Origin of the sequence: Amycolatopsis sp. cmx-11-12 (assembly GCF_046269425.1) — a bacterium.
Lineage (GTDB): Bacteria > Actinomycetota > Actinomycetes > Mycobacteriales > Pseudonocardiaceae > Amycolatopsis.
In genome coordinates, this window is record NZ_JADNQM010000011.1 from 56857 (window position 1) to 71488 (window position 14632).

The 14632-nt window shown below is 68.8% G+C and carries 12 protein-coding genes; 3 read left to right on the top strand and 9 right to left on the bottom strand.

Annotated elements, in window-relative coordinates; genetic code table 11:
• Positions 1–15 precede the first annotated feature (15 nt).
• The 4 genes from ACLARN_RS17445 to ACLARN_RS17460 all read right to left on the bottom strand — a co-directional run bounded on the left by ACLARN_RS17445 (position 16) and on the right by ACLARN_RS17460 (position 5802).
• Positions 16–969 carry a prenyltransferase gene (locus ACLARN_RS17445; protein WP_409492461.1) on the bottom strand — a complete coding sequence of 318 codons (954 nt, stop codon included), beginning with the start codon at positions 967–969 and terminating at the stop codon, positions 16–18.
• Positions 966–1673, bottom strand: a complete 708-nt coding sequence (locus ACLARN_RS17450) for a class I SAM-dependent methyltransferase (protein WP_409492462.1) — start codon at positions 1671–1673, stop codon at positions 966–968. The genes ACLARN_RS17445 and ACLARN_RS17450 overlap by 4 nt, the downstream gene beginning before the upstream one ends.
• Entirely contained in the window at positions 1667–2881 is a 1215-nt protein-coding gene (locus ACLARN_RS17455; RefSeq protein ID WP_409492463.1) for a glycosyltransferase family 4 protein, read from the bottom strand. The genes ACLARN_RS17450 and ACLARN_RS17455 overlap by 7 nt, the downstream gene beginning before the upstream one ends.
• A gap of 194 nt (positions 2882–3075) precedes the next feature.
• Positions 3076–5802: an FHA domain-containing protein gene (locus ACLARN_RS17460; RefSeq protein WP_409492464.1), complete on the bottom strand. Its 2727-nt coding sequence runs from the start codon at positions 5800–5802 to the stop codon at positions 3076–3078.
• A 59-nt stretch (positions 5803–5861) separates the two neighbouring features.
• Here ACLARN_RS17460 and ACLARN_RS17465 point away from each other — a divergent pair, with 59 nt between their 5' ends.
• Positions 5862–6794: a hypothetical protein gene (locus ACLARN_RS17465; protein ID WP_409492465.1), complete on the top strand. Its 933-nt coding sequence runs from the start codon at positions 5862–5864 to the stop codon at positions 6792–6794.
• Here ACLARN_RS17465 and ACLARN_RS17470 read toward each other — a convergent pair.
• Positions 6719–7606, bottom strand: coding sequence for a sterol desaturase family protein (locus tag ACLARN_RS17470; RefSeq protein WP_409492466.1), 888 nt, complete (start codon positions 7604–7606; stop codon positions 6719–6721). The genes ACLARN_RS17465 and ACLARN_RS17470 overlap by 76 nt on opposite strands.
• Before the next feature lie 84 nt (positions 7607–7690).
• Here ACLARN_RS17470 and ACLARN_RS17475 point away from each other — a divergent pair, with 84 nt between their 5' ends.
• A complete protein-coding gene (locus ACLARN_RS17475) occupies positions 7691–8302 on the top strand; it encodes a TetR/AcrR family transcriptional regulator (RefSeq protein ID WP_409492467.1) in 612 nt (203 codons plus the stop codon).
• Here the strand turns inward: ACLARN_RS17475 and ACLARN_RS17480 are convergent.
• The 4 genes from ACLARN_RS17480 to ACLARN_RS17495 form a co-directional block, all read right to left on the bottom strand.
• Positions 8277–8786, bottom strand: a complete 510-nt coding sequence (locus tag ACLARN_RS17480) for an NUDIX domain-containing protein (protein WP_409492468.1) — start codon at positions 8784–8786, stop codon at positions 8277–8279. The genes ACLARN_RS17475 and ACLARN_RS17480 overlap by 26 nt on opposite strands.
• A 34-nt stretch (positions 8787–8820) precedes the next feature.
• Complete coding sequence (locus ACLARN_RS17485) at positions 8821–9423, bottom strand: RICIN domain-containing protein (RefSeq protein ID WP_409492469.1); 603 nt, start codon at positions 9421–9423, stop codon at positions 8821–8823.
• Positions 9424–9637: 214 nt separating this feature from the next.
• Entirely contained in the window at positions 9638–12196 is a 2559-nt protein-coding gene (locus ACLARN_RS17490; protein ID WP_409492470.1) for a PQQ-dependent sugar dehydrogenase, read from the bottom strand.
• A gap of 417 nt (positions 12197–12613) precedes the next feature.
• Positions 12614–13051 carry a PPOX class F420-dependent oxidoreductase gene (locus ACLARN_RS17495; protein WP_409492471.1) on the bottom strand — a complete coding sequence of 146 codons (438 nt, stop codon included), beginning with the start codon at positions 13049–13051 and terminating at the stop codon, positions 12614–12616.
• A 109-nt stretch (positions 13052–13160) separates the two neighbouring features.
• Here ACLARN_RS17495 and ACLARN_RS17500 point away from each other — a divergent pair, with 109 nt between their 5' ends.
• Positions 13161–14612 (top strand): hypothetical protein, encoded by a 1452-nt coding sequence (locus ACLARN_RS17500; protein ID WP_409492613.1) that lies wholly within the window; start codon positions 13161–13163, stop codon positions 14610–14612.
• Positions 14613–14632 lie beyond the last annotated feature (20 nt).

Genomic DNA, 14632 nt, shown 5'->3' on the forward strand with positions numbered 1-14632 from the left:
CACGCGACTAGGGGACTAATTGCGTGGCTCGCCGAAGACCGCGCACGTGGCCGCGTCGCCTTGCACCGCGGCGGTGGCCAGAAGGACGGCACCCGCGGTCCAGGTGGTGCGTTCGTCCGGCCAGAACTCCTCGTCCGTGAACTGGTAGCCGGTCCAGTACGAGCCGTCGTCGTGCCGGAGCCGTGCGATGCCGCCCAGGAGTTCGGCTGCCCGGGCGCGCTCGCCTCGGCTGGCGAGGGTGAGTGCCAGTTCGGCCGTCTCGCCGCCGGTCGCCCACGGCTCGTGATGGACGCAGCGCACTCCGAAGCCCGGTTCGACGAACCGGCTCCACCCGGCGTCGATCCGCGCCAGCGCGTCGGATCCGGTCATCACAGAGCCCAGAACCGGGTAGTACCAATCCATCGCGTGCGGTTTCTCCGTGAAGAGCCGCGGCTGCTCGACGAGGGCCGCGCGCAACCGTCGTGCCGCGTCCTCCCAGTGCGGACGCCGCAGGCCCATCGCCGACGCGAGCGCGATCGCCTGTGTCAGCGCGTGGTGGATGCTGCTGCACCCGGCGACCAGGCGAACTTCGGGATCGGCCCGCCAGGCGATGGCACCCGACGGTTGCTGCCGGCTCACGACCGCGTCGAGCGCGCGTTCGACGGCGGGCCACAGACGTTCCCCGAACGAGTGGTTTTCGCGCCGGAGAAAATGATGCCGGACGCCAACGGCCACGTATGCGGTGAAATTCGTGTCCATAGTGGACAGAGTGGGTTCGCCGTCGCGATACTCGGCTGCCCAGGAGCCGTCGGGGCGCTGGTTCCGCAGGAGCCAGTCGTAGGCGGCTTCGGCCTCCGTGTACAGCCCCGCCACGTCCAAGCCCATCGCGGCTTCGATGTGGTTCCAGGGATCGAGATGGCCGCCCGCCTGCCAGGGGATCGCGCCGTCCGGGCGCTGTACGGCGGCGATCGTGGCCGCGGTGGCCTTCACGATTTACGGGCGTAGACGACGAGACTTTTGCCGAGCACAGGGTTCAGCGCACGTTCGGCGAACCTGACCGGACGTGGGCTGCGCATGATGTCCCACACCAGAAAACGGTGGTACAGGGCGCAAAGCCGGTGATCGGTATCGGGACCGACCGCGCATTTCAGCCACCAGTAGGGCGAATGCAAGGCATGCGCGTGGTGGGTGCCGATCGGTCGCAGGCCCGCTTCCCGCAGCCGTCCGAGCAGCTCGCCGCGCCGGTAGACGCGGATGTGCCCACCTTCGACCTCGTGGTACTCGTCGGAAAGCAGCCAGCAGATCCGCTCCGGCCACCAGCGCGGCACGGTCGCCACCACCAGGCCGCCGGGTGCCAGAACCCGGCTCACTTCCGCGAGCACGGCACGGTCGGCATGGATGTGCTCCAGCGTCTCCGCCACGATCACCCGGGTGAAGGCACCGTCCGGGAACGGGAGCCGGTGGCCGTCCGCGCGGACCGCCACCGCCGAAGCGGTGGCGGGAGCCTCACCCGCCTCCGCGAGATTGGCGAACATGTCCCGCACCTGTTTCAGCGCGGCGTCGTCGAGATCGGCGGCGACCACGTCCGCGCCGTGTTTGTACGCTTCATAGGCGTGCCTGCCGTCCCCGCAGCCGAGGTCGAGCACCCGGTCCCCGTTGCCGACGGGGAACCGGCCGAAATCGACGGTCAGCACCCCGCACGCTCCCGGCCGAGGACACGCAGGTAGTGCGCGGCGGTCTCCTCGGCGGTGCGTCGCCAGCTCAGCGCCCCCGCCGTTTCCAGGCCGCGGTCCGCGAGGTCGGCGCGCAGGTGGTCGTCGCCGAGGACTTTGATGATCGCCTCCGCGAGCGCCGGTACATCGCCCGGCGGGACCAGGATTCCCGCGTCACCCACGACCTCGGGAAGCGCCCCACCGGTCGTCGCGACGACCGGTGTTCCGCAGGCCATCGCCTCGGCGGCCGGCAGGGAGAACCCTTCGAACAGTGAGGGCACACAAGCGATTTCGGCCGAACAGAGCAACCGTGCGAGTTCGTCATCGGTCAGCCCGGTGACGAAACGGACCTTGGCACCGGGGTCGAGCCGGGTGAGTGCCCGCGCCGCCGGGCCGTCCGGTTTCGGCTTGCCGACGATCACCAGTTCACCGTCGATCCGTTCCCACGCCGCCAGAAGGTGTTCGAGGCCCTTCAACGGTTCGTCCGCGCTGGCGACGGCCACGACCCGGCCAGGGACCCGCCGGATTTCGGGCCGCGGCCGGAAGATCCGGGTGTCCGCGGCGAGCGGGACGACGTGGATCCGGTCGTCCGGTACGCCCATTTCCCGGCTGATGGCCGCACGGGATGCCCACGACACCGTCAGCGTGGGCAGCCGCCGTGCGACGCGGTGTTGCATGTCGACGAACCCGTACCACCGCTTGACCCGCGCCGCTTCTCGCCCGGTGACGGTGGCGAGCTTCAAGGCACGGTCCACGGCGATGGGATGGTGGATCGTGGCGACCGTCGGCAGTCCACAGTGGAGCATGCCGTAGCCGAGTCCCTGGTTGTCGTGGACGATGTCGAATTCGTCCCGGCGTTTCGCGAGATGGCGGGCGGCACGCAGGGAGAACGCGAGAGGTTCGGGGAAGCCGCCACGGCGCATGCCGAGGAACTCCACCCACGACGGCAGATCGCGCAGCTCCCGAGGCCGCGGTGTCCGGAAGGGATTCGGCTCCGCGAACAGGTCGAGCCCGGGGAGCTTCGTCAATCGCACGCCGTCATCGACCTCCGGATAGGGCGGCCCGGACAGCACCTCGACGCGATGCCCCAGCGCGGCGAGTTCGCGGCCCAGATGCCGGACGTACACGCCCTGACCGCCGCTGCGCGGGTTTCCGCGGTAGGTCAGGAGCGCGATCCGCAGTGCGCTCACCGCTCACTCCCGCGGGCCCCAGTACTCGAGCTGCTCGCGGATCTTCCGGATTCCCTGGTGCCGTTCGCCGCGGACCTCGATCGTGTGGTCGAGCAGCAAGGTCCAGGTCGAGAGGGCTTCGGTGACCTGGCCTGCCTTGGCGAGCGCGAGGGCGAGGTCGAACCGGAGATCGAGGACGTCGGGATGCCGGTCATTCAGCCGTCCCGTCGCTTCGGCGAGGAGCTGTCGATACTCCGAAACGACGGGGGGGGGTGCTCGATTTCGGCGCTCCAGAACGCGATGTTGTGCCGGACGTGACTGACGATCTCGTCGTCGCCCAACGCCTGTTTCGCCTGCGGCAGCAGTTCTCGGGCGAGACGGAGGGCCTCCTGCCCGTTCCCGGTCTTGCCCGTCGCCACCGCGAGGAAATGCCGTGCGTGCAGTGTTTCACGATGGTCGGGCCCGAGCGCGGTGTCGGCGTCCCGGACGAGGGCTTCGAACTCGGACCGGGATTCCTCGAAACGGCCGAGTTCGGCGAGCAGGTGCCCGATGTTGTTGCGGATGCTCAAGACGTCTTCGTCGCCACCGGACAGGGCGGCGGTGGCGATCGGCAACAGTTCTTCGAACCGGGCGAGCGCTCCGGCCGCGTCGCCCGCTTTGCCGGTCCAGGTCGCGTGCCGTGCCTTGCAGCGCAACGTGATCCGGTCGGTCTCGCCGAGTTCCCGTGCCGCGCGGTTCACCAAGGCCGCCCAGCGTTCCCGATTCTCGACGGGGATGTGGGACGCCCGGCGCTCCAGCGCGGTGAGGGCGTCCTCGCGGAGTCCGGCGAGCCAGAAGTGCTCGGCTTCGTTGGCCGCGGCGTAGCTCTGTTCGAGCGTCGGCTCGTCGTCTCCGGTCACGAGTGCCACCTCCGAGGTCGCCGCCGCCAGCCGGGCGTGCAGACGGGTCGCCACATCGGGGAAGAGCGCGGGCGTGTCGGCGGTCAGCAGGACGGTTTCGTCGGCAAGGCCCGCCTGGGTCCGGCTGACCGAGTCACCGAGCCCGGCCAGGAAATCGCGGACGTGCACCCGCCGGTCCGGGCCGCCGCCCGCCGCGCTCGCCGCGGTGAGGATCGAGATCGGGATGGGCCCGCGGGTGGCGGCCAGCCCCAGCAACTCCAGCAGGACCGCGTGACCCGGCCGCGGCGAGGCCAGCGCGCCGGTGTCGAGCTGCTCTTCCTCTTCGGCGTCCTCTTGCGTGACACTGATGAAGGAGACTCTCGAATCGCCGAGCCGGAGCACGTCGCGATGCGCCAACTCGGCGTTCAGCACCCGCTTCCCGTTGACGAAGGTGCCATTGGCGGAGTCCAGGTCGGTCAGCCACGCCGCCGTGCCGTTCCAGTGGATCTCGCAGTGGAGCCGGGAAACCCGCGAGTCCCTGAGCTGGAGCGCGGCGTTTCTGCTGCGGCCGAGCGTGGTGAGCCCGAACGACAGTTCGTGGTTCGCGGAAGGCAGGCCGGGGACGTCGATGATCAGCGTGGCGGGGGTGATCTTCGGCGAAGTGGGCGAACCGGTGTCATAGCCGGGCAACTGGGGCTGCCAGCCGCCGGTGTCCTCCGGTTCCCGCACTAGGGGAGGCGACGGCAGAGGAACCGCCACTGCCGGAGGAAGACGCGCCGGGTCCCGCGCCGTCACGACCGTCTTCACCAGCGCCAGGTCCGGTTCGGTCGACAGACTCCGGAGAAGGCCGCACAGGCGTTCCTGGACGGCGGGGTCGAGGTCGTCCAGCCCGTCGATCGCGATCCGCACGTGCGCCTCGGTCCACTGTGGAGCGAGAACCCGAAGAGGACCGAGAAGTGCCAGATCGAAAGCGCTTGCGCCGCTGCGGCCGGTGTCGTCGAGCCCGGCATGGTGAACCTGCTCGGCGTCGGCGAAACCGGGCACGGTGCGCCGCAACTGGCCGGCGAGTTCCCTGGCGAGCTGCTCCGCCGTGTCGCCTCGGCTCGCGAACAGCACGGCGTGCAGGAAGTCCGGCGGCACATAGGATCCGGCCGCGGACGGCCGCGCCAGCGCGGCGAGCGTTGTCGACTTCCCCGCGCCGGGCTCGCCGGTGATCGCGACCAGCCGGGCGCCGGTGAGCAGGTGGCCGACGGTCTCGCCGAGTTTCGGGCCCGGCCGGTAGTCCGCGGTCAGCCGTTCGATCCGCGGCGCGGCCGGGTTGCCCGCCAGGGGCGAACGCCGCCAGACGGCGGAGGAGTTCAGTGCGAGCCACAGCCCCTGATCGGCCTCGGCCACCTCGCGGGTGCCGTCGAACCCCAGGTGCACCGCGGTCTGCGTGGGGCACAGGCCGGTGATGACCCGTTTGAGGTCCGCGCAGCGGACGCGCTCGCCGAGCTCCGAATGGCCCGACCGCAGCACCGAGACCAGCGACCGGCTGAAACACCCGTTCGCCGCGACACGGTCGTCCGAGGCGGTGAGCAGGTCGAACCGTTTGCCCGCCTCACCGACGATCCGCAGCCAGCGTTGGCCCGCCTGCCTCGCCCCGATGCCGGCGTGGCAGGTGTCGAGAAGGATCACCAGCCCGTCCAGCATCGAGTAGCGGCCGAGGAGTTCCTTGATCCGCTGGGCGAACAGGAACGATTTCCGGCTGTCCACCGGCAGGCCGGTGTCCTTGGTGAGGAAGTAGAAGTCGTCGTCGGCGTATTCGCCGTGCCCGACGAGCGAGAGGAAAAGCGTCGCCTCGTCTTCCGACGCGCGCTCGAAGGCCTCCACCAGCGCGTCGTCCAGCTCGACCATCGTCGGGTCGACGAGCAGACCGCGGCCGTCCTCGAGCGCGGGGACGCAGCCGCCGATCCCGGGATCGAGCAGGGCCGTCGAAACCTGGCGGCCCGCGTCGGGAAGGAACGAGAGAAGGTTCAGCGAATCGCATTGCGACGCGACTACCAACGACCTCCGCTCTCCCACGGAGATCACTTTGTCTCATCGGACGGTCACCGGCAAGGGCGGCCGCGATACTGTGCGCCATGGCTCGGATCGTTCTGGTGCACGGCATCGCCCAGGAACAGAAGTCAGCGGACGCCCTGGAGGCGGAATGGCTGCCGAGTCTCGCGGGCGGGGTCCGGCTCGCCGGCGACTCCGCGCTGGCCGACGTCCTGTGGCGCGACGCCCGGCCCGGTGACGCGCGGATGGCCTTCTACGGTGACCTTTTCCTCAAGGACGATCAGCAAGGCAGCGCCGACGAACTCACCACCGGCGAGTGGGAACTCGCCGAGGCGCTGGCGGGGGAGTGGCTCCGGAACGCGGCCGTTTCGGCGTCTCGCGAGACGGATCGCGAGCGGGCGAGTGCCGAACTGGCCCGGCTCGGCGGTCCGGCCGGGGAAACCCAGGGCGTGCGCGCCGCCGCGCGTCCGGTGCTGAACGCGCTGGTCCGGCTGCGGCCGTTCGCGAGGCTCGGGGTGGCGTTCGCCGAACGGGTGGTGGTCAAGGCGCTCAGGCAGGTGACGCTGTACCTCACCGACGACACGATCCGGAAACACGTGCAGGACCGCGTCGCCGAGCACATCGGCCCGGAGACCGAGGCGATCATCGGCCATTCGCTCGGTTCCGTCGTCGCCTACGAGGCCGCCCATCTGCACGGCCGCCCCCTGCCACTGCTGCTCACCCTTGGCTCCCCGCTCGGCCTGCGCACGGTCGTCTACGAACGGACCCGTCCCCAGCCGCCGTCCGTCCCGCCCGGCGTCGCACGCTGGGTGAACCTGGCCGACCGGGACGACCTCGTCGCCGCGCGTCCGGATCTCACGCCGCTGTTCCCCGGCGCCGACGGCGTCCTCGACAGTGGTTACACCGTCGACAACGGCGCCAAACCGCATGAGGCGGCGTTCTACCTGGCCAAGCGCCGGACCGGCGAAGTCCTGTCCGCGGCACTGGGCTGCCAGCCCGGCGGGCCGAACACATAGCCGAGCTTGTCCCGCCACGACCCGGCCGCGCGGACGTCACGCAGGATCGAGCCGTACTCGTGGAAACCGACCTTGAGCAGGTTGTAGGACTCGACGTTCTTGGTCAGCCCGTAGGTCGGCCGCTTGCCCTCGGGGACGAAGCTGCCGAACATCCGGTCCCAGATGATCAGGATGCCGCCGTAGTTCGCGTCCAGGTACTCCTGGTCGCTGCCGTGGTGCACACGATGGTGTGAAGGTGTGTTGAACACGTACTCGAACCAGCGCGGCAGCTTCCGGATCTTCTCGGTGTGCACGAAGAACTGGTAGACGAGGTCGATCGACAGGCCGGTGAGGATCATCCACGGCGGGATGCCGGCGAAGGCCAGGATCGACCAGAACGGCAGCTGGAAGTACGGGGTCCACTTCTGGCGCAGCGCGGTCGAGAAGTTGTAGTGCTCACTCGAATGGTGCACCTGGTGGCCCGCCCACATGATCCGGACGCGGTGGCTCGCCCGGTGGTAGGCGTAGAAGATGATTTCCTGGCCCAGCAGCATCAGAACCCAGGTCCACCAGTCGTGCGGGCTGAACTTCACCGGCGCCAGTTCGTAGAGCGCGGCGAACACGAACAGCATGGCGACGCGGAAGACGCCGTTGATCACGACCGCCACCGCGCCCATGGACATGCTGGTCCGGGTGTCCTTGACGCTGTAGCCGATGACGTTGTCGTCGTGACCCAGCACGTGCAGCGCGAGGATCTCGATCGCGACGAACAGCAGGAACACCGGTGTCGCCATCAGTACCGGGTCACTCAGATGGGCAAGGAAATCCGCCACCGCACCGCTCCTGTCTCCGCCTCCGTGATCTGACCTTGAGGTAACTTACCTCAGGGTCATTTACCTGAGGGTAAGATAACCGCCGTGACAGAAGCAAGGGCCGTCGGCACGAAGGGCATGCCCCGCGAAGAGCGGGAGACCCAGATCGTGCGCGCCGGTACGGAGGAGTTCGGCAAGAACGGGTACGCCGGGGCGTCGATGGTGGAGATCGCCCGCCGGGTCGGTGTCACCAAACCCTTGCTGTACCAGTACTTCGGCTCGAAGGACGGGTTGTACCTCGCCTGCCTGCACCGGGCGGGGGACAGGCTGACCGAAGGCGTCGCCGAGACGATGGCGGAGGACGGCGAGCCGCCGGAGCGGATGCCGCTGGCGGTGCTCGCGGCCATTTTCGAGACGTTCGACAACGACCGGTACGCGTGGAAGCTGCTCCGCGACCCGACGGTGCCTTCGACCGGCGAGATCGCCGGCGTCGCGGTCGACTACCGCTACCGGCTCGACGGGTTCGCGCTGATCGGCGCCGCCCAGTTGATGCGTTCGCGCGGTCTGGACGACGAGCGCGACATCGAGGCGATCGCCCAGGTGTGGACCGGGGTGGTCGATTCGCTGATCAGCTGGTGGATCGACCAGCCGGATCAGGACGCCGCGGCGATGACCGAGCGGTGCGGGCGGATCATGCGGAACCTGTTCGGCTGGTGAGCGCGGCTGCCGCGGCCTCGCAGTCGGCGAAGGCGAGTGGCGGGCGGTCGTCCAGCGGGAACCAGGCGTAGTCGGAATTCTCTTCCGACAGCACGATTTCGGCGCCCGGCGGGAGTTCGCAGGTGAAGGCGAACCCGATCGTCATCAGGCCGGTGTCGCCGTAGACCGACGAATACGAGCCGGCGAACCGGAGGTTCACGAGTTCGCAGCCGATCTCTTCGAGGCCTTCGCGAACGAGGTTGCGCTCGGCGCTCTCGGCGCCGGAGAGGAAGCCGCCGACAGTGTCCCAGCTGCCTTTGCGTGGCTCGTGCGCCCGGCGCAGCAACAGGATCCTGTCGCCGTCGAGGATGAGACCGACCGTGGTCGGCAGCGGGTTGTCGTATTTGGTGAAGCCGCAAGCGGGACACTCGACGTGGGTGTCCTCGCCGTCACCGGCGAGCCGGGTCCCGGTGGCGCATCGGGGACAGAACTTCCAGTCCTTCACCGGCCGAAGCCTAGCGGCCGGTGAAGGACCGATGTCAGAACCACCACTGGTTCTTGGCGCCCGCTCGGAAGTCCCACAGCACCACGACACCGCCGTCGCGGCCCGCCGTGTTGAGGTCGGCGTCGAGGTAGCGGCCGCTCCGCACGTTCTGCAGGCGCAGGTAGCCCTCGGGGTTCTCGGTGACCGCGAACCACTGGTTCGAGGCGCCCGGCATGAAGTCCCAGAGCTGGATCTTGGTGCCGTTGCGGTTGATCGAGCTGAGATCGGCGTCCAGGTACCGTCCGCTTTGGACACTCTGGAGCCGGAAGTGTCCCTCGGGGATCTGGGTGACGTACCAGGCCTGGTTGGCCGGAATGGTGCCGTCCGGGCGGGTGAGGCAGGTCCACAGCTGGACCTTGGTGCCGTTCCCGTTGATGGTGCTCAGATCCGCGTCCAGGCAGCGGCTCTCGTCGGAGGCCGGACCGAGCAGGTACGCCTGCTGCTGCGCACTGAAGCCGGCACCGCTCACCTTCGCCGGGCGCAGCGACAGCTGGCCGATGTCGACGCGCTCGTCCGCCTGCGCGGCGGGCGCGCTGAACAAGGCCGAAAGTCCGGCGAGGACGGTCACGGACACGAGGAATCGCTTGAAATCGCGCATTTCTTCTCCCCAGTTCGACGCAGGTGTCTCCACTGGGCCCCCGACCAGGACAGCCTGCCGACCCGATCCTGCTCCTCGGCCGACGCCGCGTCAACGAGGGTTGTTTCCCACGAAAACGCCACCTCGCCGGGGAATCCCGGACGAGGTGGCGTTCCTCCAGTGACACTGGATACGGCTGGGGTGCCCGGCGCCGCTCCGGACACCCCAACCGTGCCTAGGACGCGGCGTTGGAATTGCCGCGCAGTTTGACGTTGGCCGTCGAGGCGTTCTTGATCGCCGTCTCGATCTGCGCCATCGTCGAGGACGAGGACAAGCCAGGCACCGTCGCCGATTTCAGCGCGTAGAGCGTGAACGTGTAGGGATGGCTGGAGCCGCCGGGGCAGGGGCCGAAGTACTTCTGCGTGTTCGCCCCGCTTCCCATGGCCTTCTGCTTGGCGCCGTTCTGGTTCGGGACGGTGTAGCCCGCTCCCAGGCCTTCGGGCAGCGACGCCGCGGACGCCGGGATGTCCCAGATCGCCCAGTGCAGTTTGTTGCCGTTGTTGGCCACGTCGGCGAAGACGACGGCGTACCCCTTGGCGCCGGTGGTCCCGGGGCCCCACGCCAGCGGCGGGGAGGTGTCCTGGCCCGCGGTGCCGTCACCGGCGCAGGTGTACTTGTCCGGGATGGAGGCGTTGTCGGCGAACGCGGAACTGGCCAGCTTGAACGCTCCCGGCTGCGAGCCGCCAGGGAACTTCAACCGCACCACCACGTTGTCGATCCCGCTCGGCGTGCCGCCGTTCTTGTCCGCGTTGGTCGAGGTGACCCACAGGCCGCCGTCCGGGGTCTTGGTGACGGAGCGGAGCCTGCCCCAGCGGCCGGAGAACACCGACTGCACCGAACCGACACCGTTGCCCGCCGCGTTGATCTGCGTGGCGAACAGTTGCTGGCTGGTGACGCCCGCGACGTAGACCCAGTCGTTGACGATCTCGATCCCGCTGGGTCCACCGGAACTGGTCGGCCAGGTCTTCTTCGGCGCGACCGTGCCGCCGCAGCTGCCGTCGGTGCCTTCGCACTGCGGCCAGCCGAAGTTGCCGCCCTTCTGGATCAGGTTGAGCTCGTCCAGCTTGCCGTCGCCGAACTCGGACGCCCACAGCTGGCCGCGGGAATCCCACGCCAGGCCCTGCGGGTTGCGGTGCCCGAAGCTCCAGACGTACCGGGCGTTGCCGCCGCTGGAGAAGAAGGGGTTGTCGCCCGGTGCCGAACCGTCGGGGTTGACCCGCAGGATCTTCCCGTTGAGCGAACCCTTGTTCTGCGCGGTGTCCTTGTTCTGCCCGTCGCCGACCGTGACGTAGAGCTTGCCGTCCGGGCCGAAGCGGATCCTTCCGCCGTTGTGGTAACGGTTCTTCGCGATCCCGGTGAGCACCGGGGTCGACGTCGAGGACAGCTTTCCGTTGTCGTAGGTCATCTTCACGATCCGGTTGTCACCGGAAGCCGTGTGGTACAGGTAGATCGCGTGATCGGTGGCGTAGTTCGGCGAGATCGCGATGCCGAGCAGGCCGCCCTCGCCGTTGGTGCCGACAGCGCCGGGAACCTTGCCAACGGTGGTCTTCTGGCCCGAGGGCGTGATCCGCAGGATCTCGAACCGGTCGCGTTCGGTCGCGAGCGCCGTCCCGTCCGGCAGGAAGTCGACGGACCAGGCGAGGTCGACCTTGGTGATGTCCTTGTCGTACTCCGGGATTCCGCCACCCGCGTTGCCGCTGGTCTTGGCGGTCACCGCGGTGCTGGCGCCGGAGGTGTTGCCGTCGAGGTCCCGCGCCTTGACCGTGAAGGTGTACGAGGTGTTCGCCGTCAGCCCGGTGATCGTGGCTTCGAGCGAAGGTGTCGTCGCGACCTTCGTGGTGCCCTGATAGACGTCGTAACCCGCGATGGTGCCGCTGTCATCGGTGGAAGCGTTCCACGCCAAGGAGACACTGTTCGCGGTCACCGACGTCGAGCGTGGGTTCCCGGGGACGGTCGGCGGTGTGGTGTCCCCGCTGGCCGGCGTCGTGAACTGCACGACATTGCTTTGCTGCGAAGGGTTCCCGGCCGCGTCGAAGGCGCCGACGGAGATGTCGTAGGCCGTGTTCGGCGTCAGGGTGTCGACGGTCGCGGTGAGCGTGTTGCCGTCGACGGTCTTCAGGATGTTGCCGCCGCGCATGACCTCGTACCGGACCACGCCGACGTTGTCGGTCGCGGCTTCCCAGGTGAAGGTGGCCGAACGGGCCTTGACGTCCTTGGCGGCCAGGTTCTTCGGCGGGGTCGGCGCTTCGGCGTCGACCACTCCGCTCGCGGTGAGCTTGTCCGCGTTGGGACCGCCGTTCGCGGTCGTCGAGGTGGTGCGGATCTTGTTGGCCCCGGCGGCCAGCGCGACGTCCTTGGTGACGGTCTTCCAGGTGGTCCACGCGCCGGTGCCGGGGAAGGAGAGCGTCCCGGCGGCGGTGCCGTTGATGCTCAGCGAGACCGGCCTGTCGACCGTGGTTCCGTTGGCGTAGCGGAAAGTGAGTGTCTGGGTTCCGGCCTGCGCGGCGTTCACCGTGTACTCGACATAGCTGCCGACGACGTTGTCGAAGTTCACGAACCCGGTGCCGGAGTAGCCCGCGTGGTTCTTTTCGACGGCGCCTTGGGAGATCGTCGCGGCTTCGGATTCGTGGTCGGTCGGTGCCGCGCCGGCGGGCAGAGCCGGCAGGACGGCGAAGGTGATCGCCGTCGCGGCGGCACACGTGAGCAACGCGCGCCACGGTGGTCGGGGTGCCACTGGAGCCTCCATGCGTGAAGTGGGGTAGGGAGGTGCAACGGCGGACCGGGGCGGGCCCGGCGGGGAGTGGGAGTTTTAGTTAGGAAACTTTCCTATCTATGGTTCAGATCACACACCAGCGGGTGCTTCGTGTCAATACTTGACCAACATCAACACGGAGGGTCACGCCCCGAAAACGCGTTTAGTCCTCTAGTTGCGGTACTTGCACGCGCAAGGACCGCACCTGGTGTCGCGTGATCCCGCGGGTCTTACCCGTGACTGGACGGCGATCTCGCGTGATTGGGCGGAGGTCTCCGTGATCTCCGTCTGATCACGCGTAACCGCCGTCTGATCACGCGAGATCTCCGTCTGAGGAACGAAACCCCACGTCAAGCAAGCAGGATCACGCGACAACTAGAGGACGAAACGCGGCGAAAGTCAGCCGGCGATGTCGGCGCGTGCGATCACCTTCGTGATCCGCGCCCGCACCAAGGACTCCTCGGGCACGGCGTTGCGTTTGCCGTAGGCCTCGGCCTGGTCCTCGCCCATGTACCGGCCACCGAGCCTGGTCGCCCATTCGAGCATCTCGTCGTAGTCGTCGTGCAGCACCGCCTCGGCGGTGAACTGCACGTACGAGTACGGCGGCTTCTGGTCGTCGACGGCGAGCGAGAGCCGTCCGTCGCGGCGGATCGCCTTTCCTTTGAGCGTGTCCGTGCCGGTGGTGAAGATCAGCTCGTCGCCGTCCGCGCCCTCGTTCAGCAGGAACCACACCGGCGTCACGATCGGCGCCCCGTTGGCGCGGACCAGGCCGAGCATGCCCGTGCGGGTGCCCTCACTCGCGAACTGCCACCACTCGTCCCGGCTCATCTCACGCATGAACGAGACGCTACCTCCGCCCGGAGGCCCCGCCACCCCGGTCACCCGTGCGGGGTGCCGGGGGCGGCGACTAGCCTGGCCTGCTGTGCGAGACGACGAGCTGACCGGGATGGGGCTGGCCGACGAGGGGCTGACCCGCCGCCTCAAGGCGCTGGCCTGCACCGCGCCCTTGCACGACCTCGACGCGCGCAAGGCGAAGCTGGACTGGGCGGACGCCACGATCTACCAGATGGCCGAGATCGCGCTGCACACGATCGACCAGGTCACCGTGTCGATGGACTTCGACACCGGCGCCGACCACGAACAGGTGATTGTGCGACTGTTGCCGTTCGTCGCGCTCCAGGCCCCCGGCCGGACCCCGGACGAGCACGCCAAGGTCGCCCGCTGGGTGCTCGACAACCTGATCAACGTCGGCACCACCGACCGCGGGTTTCGCCGCGTCTACGGCTCCATCGGCCCCGGCGGCGGCTACCAGCGGCGCCAGTTCGACTTCAAGCTGCTCGTGGAGCTGGCCGCTCCCGATGGCGAGGTCTATCTGCGTGCCACCGACGAGGCGATCAACGTGCTCGTCGGCGCGCTGGACACCGACGTCGAATCGGCCCAGATCGCGGCCGAGGTCAAACTGGAGAACCTGATCAACCGCGGCCGTCTCGCCGACGCGAAGCTCGCCGCCGAACAGGCCCGCTACCGCACCGTCCAGTACGGCGAGACGCTGCGCGCCAAACTCGACGCGACCCGGCGCGACGTTCGCGCGGTCGACTGGGAGCGTGAGGTCCCGGACCTGCTGGACCAGGCGCTCTCCCATATCGAGTCCCGGTTCCGCGCCGAGAACGCGATCCTCAAGAACATCACCGCGTCCCGCGACGAGACCGAGGATCTCGACCGCAAACGCCGCGCCGCCGAACTGGTCGACATCGTCGGCGACTGCATCCGCCGTCACACGCGGTTGCAGTCGCGGCTGGCCGACGCCGGGGCGGTGTTCCGCGCCGAACAGGACCGCCAGCAGTTCTCCGGGCCGCCGCAACGCGCCACGATCGACCTGTTCGGCCAGCTCCTGATGCCGACGCTGGGCCTGCCGATCGCCGACGCCGTCGCACCCGCCGAGTCCTTCTTCCACGCCGGGGCCGGGATCTCGCCGCCGACCGTGCCGTCGTTGTCCTCGCTGGTGTCGCTACTGCTGCGGCCGGCCCCGGAACGCGACCAGCTTGTCGGTGAGATCCCCGAACCCGAACTGATGCCCGCCGACGTCACCGACAGGTTCGGCGACGAGCAGTGGCGCCTCGCCGACGACCTGCTCGATCTGCCCGAGGTGCCGCGACGGCTGTCCGGGCTGCTCGAAGAGGCCCGCCGGATCGACCCGGGGTTGCCCGCCCTGGTCGCGTTGCGCGCGGTGCACGCCTACAGTCCCGGGGTCGGCGCGGCGCTCCGGCTGGGGGAGCGCCAGGTACTGCTGGCCGTCGACGACGGCACTTTGCTCGACGATCCGGAGTTCGGCGGAGCGGATCTGCTGCTCTCGTCGGCGCGGGTCGATCGCCACGACGAAGAGGAGGAGGTCGCGTGACCACAACAGGGGACGTCGAA

Bases quoted from the DNA above. Each gene is read 5' to 3' on its own strand.
- ACLARN_RS17465 (WP_409492465.1), top strand. From the start codon at position 5,862: ATGGCTCGGATCGTTCTGGTGCACGGCATCGCCCAGGAACAGAAGTCA.
- ACLARN_RS17485 (WP_409492469.1), bottom strand. From the start codon at position 9,423: ATGCGCGATTTCAAGCGATTCCTCGTGTCCGTGACCGTCCTCGCCGGA.
- ACLARN_RS17495 (WP_409492471.1), bottom strand. From the start codon at position 13,051: ATGCGTGAGATGAGCCGGGACGAGTGGTGGCAGTTCGCGAGTGAGGGC.
- ACLARN_RS17500 (WP_409492613.1), top strand. From the start codon at position 13,161: ATGGGGCTGGCCGACGAGGGGCTGACCCGCCGCCTCAAGGCGCTGGCC.